Raw genomic sequence first — 14,408 nt, 5'->3', positions numbered from 1 at the left:
ACGCCGTCTGCATGAAGGAGAGCTCCTCCGTGTCGCACCCCTCATCCGAGGCCGCCGAGCCGCGTTCCCAGCACACCAGACGCAAGCGAGCCCTGCCCTACGGCATAGCGGGCGCGGTCGTGCTCGCCACCGCCGGTCTGAGCATCAACGCCATGGCCGCCTCGCACGAGGCCCTGATCGCCGAGGTCTACGGAGGCGGCGGCAACTCGGGCGCCACGTACACCAACGACTTCGTCGAACTGGCCAACGCCGGCAGCGGCTCGGTGGACCTCAGCGGCTACAGCGTGCAGTACCTGCCGGGCGCGCCGACCGCGTCCTCAAAGTGGCAGTCGACCCCGCTCACCGGCTCGCTCGCCGGCGGCGGCCGCTACCTGGTCCAGGAGGCCGCGGGCACGGGCGGCACCAAGGCCCTGCCCACGCCCGACGCCACCGGCTCCATCAACATGTCCGGCACCAACGGCACCGTCGCCCTGGTCACCGGCAGCGACCCGCTGACCTGCCTCACCGCCGCCGACTGTCAGGCGGACCCCCGGGTGAAGGACCTGGTCGGCTTCGGCACCGCGGTGGTGCACGAGGGCAACGGCGCGGCGGCCGGCGCGAGCAACACCGCGTCCGTGGCGCGCTCGGCCTCCCTCGCCGACACCGACGACAACGCCGCGGACTTCACGGCCGGCGACCCGTCCCCGCAGAACACCGGGGACACCGGAGGCGGCGCGACTCCGAGCGACCCGCCGACCACGCAGCCCCCCACCACCCCGCCCGCCACCCCGGCGAAGATCCACGACATCCAGGGCACCTCCCGCGTCTCGCCCCTCGACGGCAAGGCCGTCTCCGGGGTCACCGGCGTCGTCACCGGCGTCCGCGCGTACGGCTCCTCGCAGGGCTTCTGGTTCCAGGACCCGAACCCCGACGCGGACCCGCGCACCAGCGAGGGCGTCTTCGTCTTCACCGGCTCGGCCACGCCCACCGTGAAGGTGGGCGACAGCGTCTCCGTCGACGCCACCGTCCAGGAGTACTACCCGGGCGGCCAGAGCACCGGCATCCAGTCGGTCACCGAACTGACCAAGGCCACGGTGACCGTCGTGTCCAGCGGCAACGCCGTGCCCGCCCCTGTCGTCCTCGACAGGCACTCGGTGCCCGAGCGGTTCGCCCCGCAGGCGGGCGGCGCGAGCATCGAGAACCTGCCGCTGCGTCCCGACGAGTACGCCCTCGACACCTACGAGTCGCTGGAGGGCATGAACGTCCGCATCGGCAGCAGCCGCGTGGTCGGCGCCACGGATGTGTACTCCGAGATGTGGGTGACGGTCCGGCCCGACCAGAACCCCACCAAGCGGGGCGGCACCCTGTACAAGGGCTACGACGACCCCAACTCGGGCCGTCTCATGGTGCAGTCGCTGATCCCCACCGCCCAGCAGGCGTTCCCCGTCGCGAACGTCGGCGACACGCTGTCCGGCACCACCGAGGGCCCGCTCGACTACAACCAGTTCGCCGGCACCTACACGCTCCAGGCCCGCGCCATCGGCACCGTCCGCACGGGCGACCTCGAGCCCGAGGTGACGGCGAAGCAGAGCGCCTCCCAGGTGAGCGTCGCCACGTACAACGTGGAGAACCTGGCACCGGGCAACGCGCAGTCGAAGTTCGACGCCCTCGCCAAGGGCCTGGTGACGAACCTCCGTTCGCCCGACATCGTCGCGCTGGAGGAGATCCAGGACAACAGCGGCGCCACCGACGACGGTACGGTCGCCGCCGACAAGACGCTGGGCAAGCTGGTCGACGCGATCGTCGCGGCCGGCGGACCGCGCTACCAGTGGCGGCAGATCGACCCCGTCAACGACAAGGACGGCGGCCAGCCGGGCGGCAACATCCGGCAGGCGTTCCTGTTCAACCCCGACCGGGTGCAGTTCACCGACCGTCCGGGCGGCGACTCCTCGACGGCCGTCGGGGTGACCGGCAAGGGCGCGGACACCCACCTGACCGCGTCCCCGGGCCGGATCGCGCCGACGGACGACGCGTGGACCTCCTCGCGCAAGCCCCTCGCCGGGGAGTTCACCTTCCGCGGCAAGACGCTGTTCGTCATCGCCAACCACTTCAACAGCAAGGGCGGCGACCAGGCGATCGACAGCCGTTTCCAGCCGCCGGTGCGCAGCTCCGAGGCACAGCGCAACCGGCAGGCGCTGGTGGAGCGGGACTTCGTCGAGTCCCTGGAGAAGGCGGACCCTAAGGCCGACCTGGTCGTCCTGGGCGACCTGAACGACTACCAGTTCTCACCGGCGGTCACCTCCCTCACGGCGAACGGCAGGCTCCTCACCGACCTGGTGAACACCCTGCCGGTCAAGGAGCGTTACTCCTACGTCTACGAGGGCAACTCGCAGGTCCTGGACCACATCCTGACCAGCCCGTCGCTGAGCCGCGAAGCCGACTACGACGTGGTGCACATCAACAGCGAGTTCGCCGCGCAGACCAGCGACCACGACCCGCAGATCGTGCGCGTGCGGCCGTGAGGGTGCGCCGTCCCACCTGAGCGAGGCCCGGCCGCCCCACCCGGGGCGGCCACCCTCGGTCACGCTGCGGCGTCGACTGCGTGGTCCTGGAGCGCTGATCGCGGCCCTGGACCCGGGCCGGCCCCACCCGGTGCCCACGGACCGCTGACCACCAGGAAGCGGATGCCCCAAGCCCCCGGCCGCCAAGGAACGGCCCGCGCCGCTCCCGGCTCTCGATGACCCCGGGGCCGGGGCCGGGGCGGGGTACGGCGTTCGCGACGGTGACCGGAGGCTCGGGACCGACCGGCCCGGGACGAGGCTTCTAGCGGCCGCGGCCCGGGACGGGGGCGGCTTCCGACGCGGCCGTGCGCCCCCCGTCCGGTGTCGCTCCGGCGGCCGAGCCACGTGGCCGCAGGCCGATGACCAGACCCACCACGACCACCCCGATGCCCGCCCAGACCGACGGCCCCGGGGGACCGGTCCCCGCGACCGTGCTCGCGCCCGCCGCCGCGAGCGGGGCGATCCCGGTGAGCAGCCCGGCCCGGCCCGCCCCGGCCGCGCTCACCGTCGAGTACCACAGCACGAAGGCGACCGCTGTGACCAGCAGCGCCAGGTAGCCGACGGCAGCCCACTGCACTCCCGTCAACCGCGCCACGGCCGACGGGCCTTCCGAAGCCAGGCCGAGGCCAGCCAGCACCGCACCGCCCAGCCACGTCGCGTGCACGGACACCCCCCACGGGGTGTGCCGTCCCAGCACCGGCACCGCGAGCAGTGTGAACGCGGCCTCGCAGCCGAGCGCGAGCGCGGCCCACGCCACTCCGACGGGATCGGTGCGTCCGGTCCCCTCCACCAGCACCGCGCCCGCCACGACGACGGGCGCCGCCACCAGGACCTGGCGGCTGGGCCTGCGCCGTTCCAGCAGCGGGCCCACCAGTCCGAGGACCACCGGCACGCACGCCACCGCGACCGCGATCACCGCGGGTTCCGCATGCGCGACACCCCGCACGACGGCCACGTTGAACAGCACCAGGCCGGTGACCGCCAGCCCCGCCAGCCACAGCCACTCCTTTCCGCGCGGCCGGACCGGACGGGCACCGGCGGCCCTGGCGACCACCAGGAGGATCGCGGTCGCGGCCGCGTACCGGACGGCCTGGGCGGTGAACAGCGGTGCGTCGACGAGGGTGTGCGAGACCGTGACGCTGCTCCCGACCAGCACCATCCCGGCCATGCCGGGCACGAGCGGGGCGAACGAGGGGGAAGGTGTGTCCATGCCCACCACCCTGCCGCCACAATGGACGCCATGGGCAGGTCCACGAAGTCACCGTCCGAGGGGTCCAAAACCTCGCGCCCGGCGCCGGGGACGAGCGTCGGCTCGGACTTCCTCCAGCTGGACATCGGACGGGCGCCGTCCGGCGGACGTACCGCATGGCTCGCCGACCGGCTGCGGTCGGCCATCGCCGACGGGAGGCTGCCCGTCGGAGCCAGGCTGCCGGCCAGCCGGGTGCTCGCCGAGGAGCTGAAGGTGACGCGGGGTGTGGTCACCGAGGCCTACCGGCGGCTGGCCGAGTCCGGCCAGATCGCCGGTCGCGGCCGGCTCGGCACGGTGGTGGTGGCCGCTCCCGCCGCGCCCCGCGCACGCCCCGCCGACCTGACGGAGCCCGCCCGTGCGCTCTTCGGGGCGGCCGACCGCGAGGGCGCCATCGACGCGCTGCGGGCCCTCCCGTGCCGGATCGACCTCTCCCCGGGCGTCCCCGACCTCGCCGCGTTTCCCCGCACCGCCTGGCTGCGTGCCGAGCGCGCCGTCCTCGCGAGCGTCACCCCCGGCGACTTCGGATACGGGGATCCACGGGGTGCCCTCGCCCTGCGCCGGGCCGTCGTCGACTGGCTGGCGCGCAACCGCGGCATCCGCGCCGACCCGGCCGAGGTGGTGGTGGTCGGCGGCGTGGCGCAGGCCCTCGGTCTGCTCGGCCAGATCCTGCGCGGGGACGGCATCAGCCGGATCGCGGTCGAGGATCCCGGATCGCTCGGCGCACGCCAGCAACTGGAGCACGGCGGTCATACGACCGTGCCCGTGCCCGTGGACGCGGGCGGGCTGGACGTCGGCGCGCTGGGGGCCTGCGGTGCCCGCGCGGTGCTGACGACCCCGGCGCACCAGTTCCCCACCGGTGTCGTCCTCGACGGGGAACGCCGCCGGGAACTGCTGGACTGGGCGGCCTCCGGAGGGGTGGTCATCGAGGACGACTACGACGCCGAGCACCGCTACGACCGGCCGCCGGTGCCGGCCCTTCGCTCCCTGCTGCCCGACGGGGTCTGCTACGCGGGAAGCGTCTCCAAGCTGCTCGCGCCCGCACTGCGGATCGGCTGGCTCCTCGTCCCGCCGGACCGGCTGGACGCGGTGGTGACCGCCAAACGGTACGCCGACCTCGGGACCGGCATCCTCACCCAGCTGGTGCTCGCCCGGCTGATGGACTCCGGCGAACTGGAACGGCACCTGCGCCATGTCCGCTCCCGTCACCGGCGCAGGCGGGACGCGATGCTGCGGGCCGTCGCGGCGCACCTGCCGGGGGCCCGGGTGCACGGCGCGGCCGCGGGCCTCCACCTGATGGTCACCTTCGGCGGCGCACGGGACACCGGCTTCCGTGACACCGACGTCGCCGAGGCGGCCCTCGCCCGGGGCGTGAAGGTGCACCCGCTGTCCTGGCACCGCGTCCGGCCCGGCCGGCCGGGCCTCGTGCTCGGCTACGCGGCGGGCCCCGCCCACGACATCGAAGCGGGCGTCGCCCACATCGGCGCCGCTCTGCGCGAGGTGCGCGCCCCGTGAAGTTCGTAGGTGCGGCCCTGCCCGCCGCTCATCGGCAACCGGCGGGTGGCCACCGGTTGTTTGTCCGGCACCGGCAGGGGACCCCCCCCGCCCATGGGGACGATTCCCGTTCCTGTGGGTTGGGTGGTTACACGGCGGCTCTGGCGGCTTTCGGCGCTTACACCCTGTGGGCCGTGGAACGTGGTGAAGGGAGCCCTGAGCGGGCTGGTCACCGAGGCAGCGCCACGTCCCCCGGCACGGGCCGGTCCGGCAGCGGGCGCGGCCGGCGGAGCTGCACGAGGAGGCGCGGTCCGAAGGCGGCGAGGCCATGATCGGCGAGTTGGTCACCTGCCCGTACTGGGTCAGCGTCTGGGTGGCCTCGACCCTCACCGCCGGGCAGTTGCTCTGGCCCCGGGCCACCCGCACCGCCATGGGGGCGCTCGCGGCCCTGGCAGGCGCGGACGCGTTGCAGCTGACGTACAGCGCCCTGGTGGACAAGACCACCGGTGAGTGACCGCCTGGGTCCGGACCACCCGCTCCGATCGGGTGGCTGCCCACGTCCGGCCGGGCGGCGCCGGCGTGCCCGGGGCTCAGGTGGTCGGGCCGGGGGGCAGGTGGACGGTCATGATCAGGTGGCAGGTGGCGTCGCCCGCGCCGCGGTAGGTGTGTGGGACGTCGCCGTCGAAGGTGGCGGTCTGCCCGGCCGCCACCGGGTGCTCCGTGCCGTCGACGACCAGGACCATGCGTCCCGCGGTGACACTGACGGTCTCGGTCACGCCGGCCTGATGCGGGTGACTGGGGTACTCCTCGCCCGGCTGCAGGCGCCAGCGCCACACCTCGACCGGCGCCGGCCCCGAGGTGGTCAGCATCAGCCGGGCGTCGCCGCCCTGCTCTCCGGCCCACAGCGGCATCACGGCGTCGGCCGACACCACCCGGACCCGGCCTTCGGCAGGTCCCTCCAGCAGTGCGGAGACCGAGACGCCGAGCGTGTCGGCCAGCCGGACCAGGGTCGCGAAGTTCGGGTTGCCCTGGGCCTTCTCCAGCCCGACCAGAGCGCCCTTGCTGACCTTGGCGCGGCGGCCCAGCTCGTCCAGGGACAGGCCTGCCCGGGTGCGGGCCGCTCGGACGTTGTGCGCGAGCGTCCGCAGGGCTGCGTCTGCCTCGGCCACCTGATCGCCTTCCCTCGCTGACAGGTCGGTGGAATGTGCCGCCCGGTCGTTCGGTTGACACGCTGCGGTCGTTCCGTTGTACGGTTCAGTCGTTCCACTGTAATAGTAAGGGATCGTCCCGTGATAGCTCTGCTGCTGGGCCTGGGCAGCGCGCTCGCCTACGGATGCGCCGATTTCCTCGGCGGCCTCGGCACGCGCAAGGTCCATGTGCTGCGCACCGTGATGGTCGCCGCGCCCGCCAGCCTCACCTTCGAACTGCTGGTGTGGCCCCTGCTCGGTGCCTCGTTCGACCCCGCCGTCGTCGGCTGGGGTGCCGCCTCCGGCGTGGCTTCCGCCGCCGCCTTCGCCTTGCTCTACAAGACCCTGGCCATCGGCCCGATGAACGTGCTCTCCCCGGTGACGGCGCTGGTGTCCGCCGCGCTCCCGGTCGCGGTGGGTCTCGGGGAGGGCGACCGTCCGGGGCCGGCCGGGCTCGTCGGCCTGCCGCTGGCGCTGGCCGCGGTGGTACTCGTGAGCGCCGGGCCCAAAGCGGGCGCCGCCCGCCCCTCGCGCACCGCCCTGACCCTGGCCTTCGGGGCGGGCGCCGCCATCGCCCTGCAACTGGTCTTCCTCCACCAGGCCCCGTCCGGCAGCGGCGTGGCCCCGCTGATCGTCGGCAGAGCCGTCTCCTCGGCCGTCACGCTGACCGCGGCCGGCCTCCTGCACCGCAGGCTCGGCCCCGAGAAGCCCGCCTACGCCCTGGCGGCCGGCGCCGGAGTGCTGGACTCCCTGGCGAACCTGCTGTTCCTGCTCGCCGCGCGCAGCGGCGACCTCACCGTCGTCGCCGTGATCACCGCCCTCTACCCGACGGCCACCGTGCTGCTCGCGCGCGGCGTGCTCGCGGAACGCGTCCACCGGGGGCAGCTCCTCGGTCTGGGCGCCGCCGCGGTCGCGGTCGGCCTCCTCGCCCTCAACTGAACCCCGCGCCACTTCCCCGTCTCCATTCCCCCGAGCCGAACGGAGCCCCGCCCATGCCGACCTTCCGCCTCACGACCGCGGTCGCCGAAGCCTTCCCCGGCGCCCTGATCGCCGTGGTCACGGCCACCGGCCTGCGCGGCCACGAACCCTGGCCCGACACGGTCGGCGTGCTCGACGACCTCGAACGGCAACTGGCCGCCGGCGCCTGGGCCCCCGCCGACGACACCGACCCGCGTATCGAGGCGTGGCACACCGCCTACCGCTCGTTCGGCACCAATCCCCGCCGCGTCCGCCCCAGCGTCGACGCACTCGGACGCCGTATGGCCAAGAAGGGCACGCTGCCGCGCATCAACCCCGCCGTCGACTCCTACAACGCCGTCTCCGTCCGCCACGGCCTGCCCGCGGGCGCCTTCGACCTCGACCACGTCGCCGGCGACGTCGAGATCAGGTACGCCGACGGCAGCGAGGAGTTCACCCCGCTCGGCGAGCCCGGCACCGTCGAGCACCCGAAGCCCGGCGAGATCGTCTACACGGACGCCGCCGGCGTCCTGACCCGGCACTGGAACCACCGCGACGCCCACCGCACCCGAGTCACCGAGGACTCCACCCGCGTCGCCTTCGTCCTGGAAACCCTGCGGGCGGAAGACGACGGCGGCCTCCTGAAGACCGCGGCGGAGGAACTCCTCGGGCTGCTCACGGCTCACGCGCAGGAGACCCGCGTCCACTACCTCGGCCCGCAGCAGCCGCACGCCTCGGCCTGACGACACCCGGCAGCCTCCCGCGCCCACGCGGGGACCGCGGCCGACGCTCCTCCGTCACGGCCCGGGGGTGAGTACCGGGCGCTGGTGCGGCTGAGTACGAACGCCCACGCCTCAGCCCCTTCCGGTCCTGAAGGATGTGGATCATCATCGTGGAGACCGGGAGACCCCTCATGCTCAGCCGCCTCGCCGACGCCCTGCTGCCGGCCGTCGGTCGACTCACCGTGACCGCCGAGACCGGTACCGCCCTCGCGCCGGGCAGCATCATCGTCGCCAACCACACGTCCCTCGCCGATCCGGCCGTCGTGCTCGCCGCACTGCGCCGCTTGGGCGCCGAGCCGGCCGTCATGGCGGCCGCCGGCCTGTGGCGCGTGCCCCTGCTCGGACGCGCGCTCGCCCGCGAGGGCCACATCCCGGTGCACCGCAGGGACCGCCGTGCCGCCCGCTGCCTCGACCTCGCCGCGGCGGCCCTGCGGGAGGGGCGCACGGTGCTCATCTACGGCGAAGGCGGTCTCCCGACCCGTACCGACGCCGCCGAAGCCGCGCCGGCCGCCTTCCGCGGCGGTCTGGCGCGGCTGGCCGAGCGCACCGGTGCCCCCGTCGTCCCCGTCGGCCAGGCGGGAGCCCGGCGCATCGCCTCGGGCACGGCAGGCAAGCAGATCGCCGGGCTGCTCACCGCGCCCCTGCGCCGTCCGTTGCTGCACGTCCACGTCGGCGCCCCGATCACCCTGAGCGGTGACCGGGCAGCGTGCACCGCGAAGGCCCACGGCGCGGTGACGGCCGCGTGGCGGACGGCCGTGGGACACCTCGGCGAGCCCACCGTGCGGGGGACCCAGGGAGGGTGAGGGATCCCGGCCGCGGACGACCGGTGCGCAGACGCAGCAGCCGCCCTGCGGCGCATCGTGTGGAACCATCCGTCCATGGGAAGCGACCTGGAAGTGAGTGCACTCGCGATCAATGTCACGGTTCCGCAAGCGCTCCGCTGGACGGACACCCGGCGCGGTGAGGAGTTCACGCTGACCACGCTCAACGTCCGGCTTCTCCCGGACGGCCACGTCGCCGTGAAGGCCTACGGCCGACCTGTCGCCGGTGGTCGGGGCGCCTACGTCTCGTTCCCCGTCCCCGACAGACCCGAACTGGCGAACCTGGTCACCGAAGCAGCCGGCCGCGCCGGGGAGTTGTGGGCCGCTCACCGAGGTCTCCGCTGAGCCCGGTTCGACGTGACGAGAGCTCGGGGGTTCGGTGACCGTCGGTCCCCGACGCCTGGATCGGCGCGGGGCGCGGTCCCGCTCGGTGGCAGGCCCGCGGCTTCGGCGAGGCCCTGCCGCAGGCGCGTCGGTGCCGACAGCGGGGACTCGCGTTCATGACCGGACGCCAAGCCTTGGCCCACGGGTCAGGGGCAAGCCCGGTGTGCCCCGGCTGACCTTCCGGCGGTGGTACGGCATGCCGTACGGTGCCGGTTCGGATGCGGAACCGTCCTGGTCCGCACCGGGCGGACGGGGAGGGCAAGGTGCGCGAGCGGACCAGCGACGACGGCGTCGTGGCGGGCGTCGGGACGCAGACCGGCGGGATGGTGGTGGTCGAGGACCTGCGCCGTACCTACGGCAGCGGCAACACCGCCGTCCACGCCCTGCGCGGTGTCTCCTTCACCGTGCCGCGCGGCGAACTCGTCGCTCTCAGAGGACGTTCGGGCTCCGGCAAGACCACCGTGCTCAACCTGGTCGGCGGCCTGGACGTTCCGGACGGCGGCCGCATCATCCTGGACGGCACCGACCTGGCCGGCCTCGGCGCCGACGAGTTGCTGGCACTGCGCCGCGAGCGCGTCGGCTTCGTGTTCCAGTCCTTCGGCCTCATCCCGATCCTGACCGCCGCCGAGAACATCGGGGTTCCGCTGCGCCTGCGGAAGGTCCCGGCCCGCGAACGCGAGTCCCGCGTCGGCCTCCTGCTCTCCCTCGTCGGCCTCTCCGAGCACGCCGACCAGCGTCCCGGCGAGCTGTCCGGCGGCCAGCAGCAGCGCGTCGCGATCGCCCGGGCGCTCGCCAACAACCCGGCCCTGATCATCGCCGACGAACCCACCGGTCAACTCGACGCCGACACCGGCCTCACCGTGATGAACCTGCTGCGCGCCGTCGTGCGCAGCGAAGCCGTCACCGTCCTCGTCGCCACCCACGACACCCAACTCCTCAAGCTGGCCGACCGCGTGCTCGAACTCCGTGACGGCCGCATCGTCGACGACACCTGACAGTGCCGCACGGCCCAGCCACCCGCACGTACGGATTGCCGCCCCGCGACCCGCCCGGCGGCCTTCCGCACTATCCTGACGACCGTCTGACAGCGTTGTCCGCAGACCTCATCTCCCTGGGGGACCGTGTGCCAGTTCACGAACAGCCGCCAGGGACGCCGGACTTGGCCGAACTGCACCGACGGGCCGCGGCCGCCCCGCGACGTGAGGCAGGGCTCGTCGTCTGCGAGAACCTGGTGCGGATCCACCAGTCCGAGGGCGTGGAGGTGCAGGCCCTCCAGGGCCTCGACCTGACCGTGGCCGAGGGCGAGATGGTCGCGGTGATCGGGGCCTCCGGCTCCGGCAAGTCGACCCTGCTGGGCATACTCTCCGGCCAGGACGTGCCCACCGCAGGCGCCGCCGAGGTCGCCGGGCACGACCTGCTGGCGATGAAGCGCCGCGAGCGGCTCGACTACCGGCGCCGCACCGTGGGCTTCGTCTGGCAGCAGACCTCCCGCAACCTGCTGCCCTACCTCTCCGCGGCCGAGAACGTGATGCTGCCGATGACGTACGCCGGGATCAAGCGCTCCCGGCGCCGGGCCCGGGCGGAGGAACTCCTCGACCTGCTGTCCGTCGGCCACTGCCGGGACCGCACCCCCGACACGCTCTCCGGCGGCGAACAGCAGCGGGTCGCCATCGCCGTCGCCAACGCCAACGAGCCGCGGGTGCTGCTCGCCGACGAACCCACCGGCGAACTGGACACCGCCACCAGCGACGAGGTCTTCGAAGCCCTGCGCCGGGCCAACGAGGACCTCGGCGTCACCGTGGTCGTCGTCACCCACGACGCGCTGGTGTCCGAGCAGGTGCAGCGCACCGTGGGGATCCGCGACGGCCGCACCTCGACCGAGGTGCTGCGCCGGGTCGCCACCGACGAGGACGGCGTCGAGGTGCTCAGCGCCGAGGAGTACGCCGTCCTGGACGGCAGCGGTCGGCTGCAGCTGCCGAGTGAGTTCACCGAGCGCCTGCACCTGCGCAAGCGGGTGCGGCTGGTCCTGGAGAGCGACCACGTCGGCGTGTGGCCCGACGAGGCCGCACGCCGGGCCAGGTCCGAGGCGCAGGACGCGGCGAGCGGCGGCTCCGAGCGCTGAACACGCCCGGAGCGGGGCCGCCCGGCGGCCAGGGCAGTGCGCGCCGCGCCGTCACGGAAGGCGCAGGACGGCTCCCAGTCCGCGCCTGCGGGCCAGCACGGACTCGGTGACCGCCGCGGCCATGATCAGCGCGGTCACGCCGGCGACGAGGGCGACGGTCAGCGCGTAGTCGGTACGCAGCGCCGGCTGCCCGGGACCGCCGGTGAACTGCTGCAGATCCAGGGTCGCCGCCATGAGCCGCGGTTCGAGCAGCCCGACCAGGGTGCCGCCCACCGCGGAGGCGACCGCCAGCGGCAGCAGTTGCAGGAAGTGCAGCGCCCCGGCCTCCGTGGCGCCGAGTCCCAGGGTGCGCAGGAACGAGGTGGTCCGGCTGCGCTCGTGGGAGGTGAGGGTCAGCTCCAGGACGAGCGCGAGCAGGCCCGACAGGGCGGCCAGGAGCGAGCCGACGGTGTAGATCGTGCCGATTCCCTGCGTCAGACCGTCCGTGCGCAGAGCCCGGAGCGTCTCGGCGCGGACCTGGATCCGGGCCGACGGCCCGAGCGCCCTGGCCGCCGCCGACCGCAGCGCCGCGGGTTCGGCGGTGCCGGGTCCGTCGCTCTTCAGGAGCAGGACGGTGGTGCCCGAGGGCTGCGGGGGTATCGGCTGTCCGGCCGCGGCGGTAGTGATCAGGAGCGGCGTCCCGGACGCGAGCCGCGCCGTGACCGGCCCGAGGAGCGGGTCGCGCAGTTGCGCGGCGGTGAGGGTGCCGACCGGTTCGAAGACCAGGTCCGCCGGCCGCTGCCCGTCGGGCACGACCGTGGCCGTGAAACCGCCGGTGCGCTCTCTCGCCCGCAGGCCGGGCGAGAGGAGGGAGGGCAGCGGGGCGTTCGTACCGGCTCGCGATCCCGTCGCGGCGGCCGGCAGGGACCGCAGGGCGACCGTCAGCGGCGACTTCGGGGCGACGGCGGCCAGTTGGCGGGGATCGACGGTGAGCACGGCGACCTGGGAGATGACCGCGCCGTCGGCCCGTCCTGTCAGGTCGAGGGTGTACAGATGCTGGAGGGCGGTCCGTGCACCGGAGGCGGCCCCCGGTGCGGAGGGCACGGTCCCCGCCACGGTCGCGCTCGCGTCGGCCCCTGTGGTCCAGGCCGCCCCCGTGGCCAGGCCGTCGTCGATCGTACGGTGCACGAGCCCGCCGAACACGGCCGTCCCCAGGGTCAGCACCAGGACGAACAGGGCCAGTCCGGTCGCCGGGGCGTCGTGCGCGGCCCGGGCCGCCCCGACGAAGCCCACGGCCCCCCGGCCACGCCGGGTCCGCCGCAGCACCAGGCGCAGCACGAGCGGGTAGATCCGCAGCAGGACGAGGACGACGGTCAGCGCCACCAGCACCGGCACCGCGCCCAGAATCCCGTCGGGACCCTGCGAGCGCAGGGCGACCACGCCCGCCGCCGTGCTGACGAGCACCGTCAGCTCCAGGACCACGCGCCGGCCGGCGGCGAGGTTCCGGCGTGAGCGCCGCGACCGGCCGGGTCGGCGTGGCTCGCGGACCGCGAGCCAGGTCATCAGCGGCACCGTCAGCGCCACCACCGCGGCGGCGAGGGCGGCGGTCGCGGGCCGCGGCGATCCTGAGGTCCCGGTGGGAGCGAGGGCCCCGCCGGCCGCCCAGCCGAGCAGCGCGGCGATCAGTACCACCGGCCAGGCCACGGCGCAGCGCAGCAGCACCAGCCGTCCGGTGGACGCGCCCCGCGCGCGCTGCAACCGCAGGTGCGCCCGCCTGCGGCGCAGCAGCAGCCGGACGGCGACGGTGACGGTGGCCAGCGCGACGGCGGCGACCGCGTCGACGGCGAACGTCGCCAGCCCTCTGGCCTGTTGGTCCTGAGCGGTGAAGTCGGCGAGCAACGGCGACAGCGCGTCGGTCACCAGCAGGGGCCCGGTGGCCTGGCCGCCGACGCGGCAGCCGAGGTCGCCGGTGATCGGGTCGGACCCCTGACACAGGTCGGCGCTGAGGTCCGCGCTGTAGTGCGACAGCGGGCCGGTCAGCGCGCGGGCCTTGTCGAGTGCCGCCCCGGTCAGGTCGGCGCGCACCTGCCAGGTCACCCGAGGGCCGCTCACACCGGCGCCGGCCAGCAGGTCGGCCGCGTCGAGGCCGACGAGGCCGCGGGCGGCGAGCACCGTGCCGGCGGAGTGCTCGGCCGGGTAGCGCGACGGCTGGTCCAGCGTCTCCTGCCCGGTCCAGAAGCCGTCGGCCGCGGCCTTGGCGCGGTAGAGCCCGCTCACCAGCAGTCGTGCGCGCGGCGGGGCGCTCTGCACCCCGGCCGTCTTGGCGAACTCAAGGGTCAGCAGGCTGCCGGCCCGGACACCGAGCGCCCGTGCGGTGGCCTCGGACAGACCGATCTGGGGCGGGGTGCCGAGCGGTGTGTGGTCGGCAGGGGCGTGGCCGCTGACGTAGCGGAGGTGGGCCCGTGCGGCCGGCAGATGGCTGACGGCCAGCTCGGTGCTGGTGTCGGCGGGTCCCGGCGGCCGGGGTGAGATCAGGGACGCGTCGTTGTAGTCGTAACTGCCGCCGGTGACGGTGACACGGCGCGCACCGGGGCCGCCGAGCCGCTCGGCGAGAGTGGCGCCGGAGCCGAGCAGGTCGGCCATGTGCACGGCGGGCGGGACGGTGTCGAAGACCTCGGGTGTGGTGCTCACGCTGATCAGGGGCGCCCCGGCCGCTGTGGCGTCGGCGCGCTGCCGCAGCGCCCGGTCCTCCTGACCGCCCGCGAAGGCGGGGCCCCAGGCGCACAGCGCCGTCAGTGCCAGGACCACCACTGCCAGGCAGGCCAGCAGCGGCAGGTCGCCGCGGGTCTCCTTGCGCACCAGACGCCGCGTCACCGCGGCGCTTCCGTCCACGGGC

The 14,408-nt window shown here is 74.4% G+C and carries 12 protein-coding genes; 9 read left to right on the top strand and 3 right to left on the bottom strand.

Features of this window, described 5'->3' with window-relative positions; all coding sequences use genetic code 11:
• Window positions 1-92: 92 nt before the first annotated feature.
• Complete coding sequence (locus tag ACZ3KP_RS22455) at window positions 93-2,501, top strand: endonuclease/exonuclease/phosphatase family protein (RefSeq protein ID WP_467501533.1); 2,409 nt, start codon at window positions 93-95, stop codon at window positions 2,499-2,501.
• A 301-nt stretch (window positions 2,502-2,802) separates the two neighbouring features.
• On the opposite strand, the gene ACZ3KP_RS22450 is transcribed toward ACZ3KP_RS22455, so the two are convergent.
• The gene (locus ACZ3KP_RS22450; protein WP_467501431.1) at window positions 2,803-3,750 is read right to left on the bottom strand and encodes a DMT family transporter; all 948 of its coding nucleotides are present in this window, start codon (window positions 3,748-3,750) and stop codon (window positions 2,803-2,805) included.
• Between the two features lie 30 nt (window positions 3,751-3,780).
• Between ACZ3KP_RS22450 and pdxR the strand changes: the two genes are divergently transcribed.
• The gene (gene pdxR, locus ACZ3KP_RS22445; protein WP_467501430.1) at window positions 3,781-5,301 is read left to right on the top strand and encodes a MocR-like pyridoxine biosynthesis transcription factor PdxR; all 1,521 of its coding nucleotides are present in this window, start codon (window positions 3,781-3,783) and stop codon (window positions 5,299-5,301) included.
• 307 nt (window positions 5,302-5,608) lie between these two features.
• A complete protein-coding gene (locus tag ACZ3KP_RS22440; protein ID WP_467501429.1) occupies window positions 5,609-5,794 on the top strand; it encodes a DUF1360 domain-containing protein in 186 nt (61 codons plus the stop codon).
• Between the two features lie 76 nt (window positions 5,795-5,870).
• Here the strand turns inward: ACZ3KP_RS22440 and ACZ3KP_RS22435 are convergent, their stop codons facing one another.
• A complete protein-coding gene (locus ACZ3KP_RS22435; protein ID WP_467501428.1) occupies window positions 5,871-6,449 on the bottom strand; it encodes a helix-turn-helix domain-containing protein in 579 nt (192 codons plus the stop codon).
• Between the two features lie 120 nt (window positions 6,450-6,569).
• Here ACZ3KP_RS22435 and ACZ3KP_RS22430 point away from each other — a divergent pair, with 120 nt between their 5' ends.
• From ACZ3KP_RS22430 to ACZ3KP_RS22405, 6 genes are all read left to right on the top strand, one after another.
• The gene (locus tag ACZ3KP_RS22430; protein ID WP_467501427.1) at window positions 6,570-7,406 is read left to right on the top strand and encodes an EamA family transporter; all 837 of its coding nucleotides are present in this window, start codon (window positions 6,570-6,572) and stop codon (window positions 7,404-7,406) included.
• Window positions 7,407-7,459: 53 nt separating this feature from the next.
• Window positions 7,460-8,167: a B3/B4 domain-containing protein gene (locus tag ACZ3KP_RS22425; protein ID WP_467501426.1), complete on the top strand. Its 708-nt coding sequence runs from the start codon at window positions 7,460-7,462 to the stop codon at window positions 8,165-8,167.
• A 170-nt stretch (window positions 8,168-8,337) separates the two neighbouring features.
• Entirely contained in the window at window positions 8,338-9,009 is a 672-nt protein-coding gene (locus ACZ3KP_RS22420) for a lysophospholipid acyltransferase family protein (RefSeq protein WP_467501425.1), read from the top strand.
• Between the two features lie 75 nt (window positions 9,010-9,084).
• Window positions 9,085-9,372, top strand: coding sequence for a hypothetical protein (locus ACZ3KP_RS22415; protein ID WP_467501424.1), 288 nt, complete (start codon window positions 9,085-9,087; stop codon window positions 9,370-9,372).
• Window positions 9,373-9,734: 362 nt separating this feature from the next.
• Window positions 9,735-10,406, top strand: coding sequence for an ABC transporter ATP-binding protein (locus ACZ3KP_RS22410; protein WP_467501532.1), 672 nt, complete (start codon window positions 9,735-9,737; stop codon window positions 10,404-10,406).
• A gap of 164 nt (window positions 10,407-10,570) precedes the next feature.
• Entirely contained in the window at window positions 10,571-11,533 is a 963-nt protein-coding gene (locus ACZ3KP_RS22405; RefSeq protein WP_467501423.1) for an ABC transporter ATP-binding protein, read from the top strand.
• Between the two features lie 51 nt (window positions 11,534-11,584).
• Here the strand turns inward: ACZ3KP_RS22405 and ACZ3KP_RS22400 are convergent, their stop codons facing one another.
• Complete coding sequence (locus ACZ3KP_RS22400) at window positions 11,585-14,404, bottom strand: hypothetical protein (protein ID WP_467501422.1); 2,820 nt, start codon at window positions 14,402-14,404, stop codon at window positions 11,585-11,587.
• Window positions 14,405-14,408 lie beyond the last annotated feature (4 nt).

It is taken from the genome of Streptomyces sp. NPDC020958, assembly GCF_055562175.1.
The sequence above is the reverse complement of the archived record's forward strand: the minus strand, read 5'-3'. Positions and strand labels throughout refer to the sequence as shown.

Excerpts from the sequence above, each read along its gene's own strand:
- ACZ3KP_RS22420 (WP_467501425.1), top strand. The coding sequence starts at position 8,338 with ATGCTCAGCCGCCTCGCCGACGCCCTGCTGCCGGCCGTCGGTCGACTC.
- ACZ3KP_RS22425 (WP_467501426.1), top strand. The coding sequence starts at position 7,460 with ATGCCGACCTTCCGCCTCACGACCGCGGTCGCCGAAGCCTTCCCCGGC.
- ACZ3KP_RS22450 (WP_467501431.1), bottom strand. The coding sequence starts at position 3,750 with ATGGACACACCTTCCCCCTCGTTCGCCCCGCTCGTGCCCGGCATGGCC.
- pdxR (WP_467501430.1), top strand. The coding sequence starts at position 3,781 with ATGGGCAGGTCCACGAAGTCACCGTCCGAGGGGTCCAAAACCTCGCGC.
- ACZ3KP_RS22440 (WP_467501429.1), top strand. The coding sequence starts at position 5,609 with ATGATCGGCGAGTTGGTCACCTGCCCGTACTGGGTCAGCGTCTGGGTG.
- ACZ3KP_RS22415 (WP_467501424.1), top strand. The coding sequence starts at position 9,085 with ATGGGAAGCGACCTGGAAGTGAGTGCACTCGCGATCAATGTCACGGTT.
- ACZ3KP_RS22410 (WP_467501532.1), top strand. The coding sequence starts at position 9,735 with ATGGTGGTGGTCGAGGACCTGCGCCGTACCTACGGCAGCGGCAACACC.